This window comes from Pseudomonas sp. BAV 4579 (genome assembly GCF_009765395.1).
Classification (GTDB): Bacteria; Pseudomonadota; Gammaproteobacteria; order Pseudomonadales; family Pseudomonadaceae; genus Chryseomonas; species Chryseomonas aestiva.
Genome location: NZ_WHOV01000272.1, coordinates 1 through 1,314 on the forward strand (window position 1 = coordinate 1; position 1,314 = coordinate 1,314).

Annotated in this window: 1 protein-coding gene; it reads left to right on the plus strand. The window is 63.9% G+C overall.

Annotated features, from left to right (window positions below; all coding sequences use genetic code 11):
* Positions 1-357: 357 nt before the first annotated feature.
* A complete protein-coding gene (locus GSQ95_RS25950; RefSeq protein ID WP_158896839.1) occupies positions 358-1,299 on the plus strand; it encodes a LysR family transcriptional regulator in 942 nt (313 codons plus the stop codon).
* The last annotated feature ends 15 nt before the right edge of the window (positions 1,300-1,314 follow it).

Genomic DNA, 1,314 nt, shown 5'->3' on the forward strand with positions numbered 1-1,314 from the left:
CGAAAGCTCGTAACGCCCAGTCATGCCGGTCTCCATTGCCATCACAGGAACAGGAACAGGAACAGGCTAGCAAACACGACTTTTCAGACAAGCCCTAAGAGGCGCTAAGCATCCTAGGAGGGTTTTCCACCTAGTCATAAGCATGTTTATTATTCGGACGCCTTCCCTTATGTCACGCGATTGACGCGGACAGTCAGTAGGTGGAGCCCAGGCGGAAGGGGTGACGGGAGCTAGGGGTATGGGCGGGGAAAGTATGTTTCAGGCGGGGTGCACGCGGGAAATATCACGGAGTGTCATGCTGAGAGCTGATATCGGAGCACAATGGACCTTTGAACTGTACTCAGCGATGACGCCCATATGGAACTCCGTCAGCTACGCTACTTCGCCAAGGTCGTCGAAATGGGCAGCCTTGGCCGCGCGGCACTGGAGCTGGGTGTCGGCGCCTCGGCGCTGAGTCAGCAGCTCACTCGATTGGAGCTGGAACTGAGCATCCGCCTGCTCAACCGGACCTCACTTGGCGCCACGCCCACGCCGGCCGGACTGGCCTTCCTTCATCATGCCCAGCTCACCCTGCGCCAGGCCGACTATGCTGTGCAAGCGGCCCAGCGCGACCGTCTGCGCGGGTATGTCAGCGTCGGCCTGCCGCCGACCGTAGCCAGCGTACTGGCGCTACCGCTGATCCAGACGCTGCAGCAGCGCTATCCGGATATCCAACTGCACCTGGTGGAGATGCTGTCGGGCTATCTGGGGGCTCAGCTCAACGCCCGGCAACTGGATCTCGCCGTGGTCTTCCAGCCCGATCCGGGCAGGCGCTGGACGCTGCATCCCTTGCTCGATGAGGCACTGATCCTGCTGCATGCGCCAGGCCTGCCGGGCGTCCCGACGACCGCCAGCCTGTCGCTCGCCGCCCTGGGCCGATTGCCGTTGGTGCTGCCGAGCATGCAGCACGGCCTGCGCAGCGGTCTGGCAGCGGCCATGGAGAACCTCGGACTGGACGTCAATGTGGTCATGGAGATCGATGGCCTGGCGACCCTGATGAAGGTGGTCCGCCAGGGCCTTGCCGCGACCATCCAGCCGGGCTCGGCCGCGGCCCACGCCTACGCCGAAGGCCTGGGCACCATCCCCTTGCGCGATCACCCGCTGCAGCGTCGCAACCTGCTCGCCAGCCTGGCGGATGACGAACTTTCCCCGGCCGCGCTGGCGACGCGGGTGGTGATCCTCGAGGTGGTCCGCCGACTGGTCCAAGAAGGCCGCTGGCCGGGCGCCTGCTTGTTGGATACCAGCACCCCGACCCTTTAGCAAAACTAAAGCCCT